At 39.2% G+C, this 2058-nt stretch carries 3 protein-coding genes; all 3 read right to left on the bottom strand.

Annotated elements, in window-relative coordinates:
• On the bottom strand, window positions 1–604 hold a 604-nt coding region (locus AC3AX0_RS12300), incomplete at its 3' end, for a hypothetical protein (protein WP_487550572.1).
• A 48-nt stretch (window positions 605–652) separates the two neighbouring features.
• Window positions 653–1702 carry an ABC transporter ATP-binding protein gene (locus AC3AX0_RS12295; RefSeq protein ID WP_487550571.1) on the bottom strand — a complete coding sequence of 350 codons (1050 nt, stop codon included), beginning with the start codon at window positions 1700–1702 and terminating at the stop codon, window positions 653–655.
• 10 nt (window positions 1703–1712) lie between these two features.
• A partial coding sequence (locus AC3AX0_RS12290) for an ABC transporter permease (RefSeq protein WP_487550570.1) occupies window positions 1713–2058 on the bottom strand: 346 nt, incomplete at its 5' end.

Below are 2058 nucleotides of genomic sequence, written 5' to 3'. Positions count from 1 at the left end.
TTGAAACACATACAGAAAATACTATTTCAGGTGTTTCCTCAAGGTTGTACATCGTACTATACCAACTAATTTCATCTGACTCTGGCATTGGAGTATAGTAACCCATATCCTCTATTGCCTTTCCAAGTGTATCCCTTGAGTCTGTATAGCATTCCCTGATTGGAGTATCCTTTAGAGCCAATGCTATTTCATAGCTTCTCTTTGAGGCGTAAAAACTTCCATCTTTTTCCTCAACTTTTCCTTTTTCATTACCAATTTTTCCTTCGTTTTCAAATCCAAAGGATATGAGAGTCTGGAATCTAAGTCCCCATTCCCCGAATTTCAAGGTCCTTATTTTTCCTGTGACAGTGTAATCGTCTGATTTTACATATTCTATTTCAAGAACTGTTCCACCGTGTTCAACCTGCAGTCTGCAGTAGTTTCCATCCTTGTGATGTTCAAAAAGTTTTATTTTTTTCGTGAACGGGAAGTTTGTGTATTCTCCATTTTCAGCATAGGAGTTTGCCCCTATGGAAATATAAAACTCTGCAGGCAGAAACTCCATTATTGTAGGGCTTTTTGAGCTCCAGGTGTTCCAGTATTTATTGCATGGTATCTGATACATATTTCACCTCGTATATATAATATAATCATTTTATTCTAAGTCATTTGGCTATTGAAAATAAAGTGTTGTTTCCAAAGTTGGCATTACATGAGCAATATCTCCGACCTGATATTTTTCAGCATCAAGGCTTATTATGGATATTTCAATTTCATCCTTGCCCATATTTCCAAGAAGCTTGCATACCGACCCGGTGAATACCTTGTTTGTGATTTCAAACTTTTGAGACCCTTCAAATTCCTTAGTCTCTATATTGAAGTGTTCTCCTCTGACGGCAACACTTACATTATCTCCAGCCTTGCCATCTTTATAGTTTACTCCTACGATCCAACCGTTTCCTTCAACTGCCCATCGTCCATCCCTTTCAACTAGCTTTCCTTTCAATATGTTAGCCTTTCCAAGAAAATCAGATGCAAATATTGAATTCGGATAATTATAAAGGTTGATAGGATCAGATTCCTGCTCTATTACACCCTCGTTCATTAGTATTATCTTATCTGACATTGTAAGAGCTTCTTCCTGGTCATGGGTTACAAATATTGTCGTTATCCCTATTTTTTGCTGAATATTTCTAAGTTCATACTGCATCTCCGCTCTTATCTTCCTATCGAGAGCAGATAAGGGCTCGTCAAGCAACAATATGGAAGGTTCAATTACCAATGCTCTGGCAAGAGCTATCCTCTGCTGCTGGCCTCCCGAAAGCTTTGTTATTTTTCTGTCTTCCATACCTTCAAGCTTTACAAGTTTAAGTGCCCAGTTAACCTTTTCATCTATTTCTTCCTTGCTCTTCTTTCTGATATTAAGACCGTAGCCGATATTTTTTGCTACAGACATTGTTGGGAACAATGCATAGTTTTGAAAAACCATGCCAATGTTTCTTTTTTCCACCGGCACCCTTGTAATGTCTTTTCCATCGACAATAACCGATCCTGTGTCTGCGGTTTCAAGTCCGTTTATAATCCTCAGAATCGTTGTCTTACCACATCCTGAAGGTCCCAGGAGGGACACGAAATCTCCGTTCTTTACTTCGAAGTTTATGTCATACAGCACCTGATTGGTGCCGAATGATTTATTTAGATTTTTTATAATTAAATTATTCACTGTATTCCCCTTACTTTGACTTCATTAATCTGTTTGCCGAGTATCCCAGCTTGTTAAGCAGCAGTACCAGTACTATTGTAATTACCATGATTATGCTGGCAAGTGCATTCATATCCGGTTTGTACCCTACCCTTATAAGGGTGAAGATTTCCATAGGAAGTGTCCTTACCCCGAAAGGTGCCAGGAAATATTGCATTGCAAAGGCATTGAAGCATACCATGAATGACATGAGCCCCCCGGACATTATTCCGGGTACAAGCATTGGAAACAATACATCCTTGAATACTCTTGGATAGCTTGCTCCAAGCATTCTAGCCGCATCCTCCGGAGTCCTGTCCGCCTCGTTGAATCTTGCT

The organism is Dethiosulfatibacter sp., from assembly GCF_983023055.1.
The sequence above is the reverse complement of the archived record's forward strand: the minus strand, read 5'-3'. Positions and strand labels throughout refer to the sequence as shown.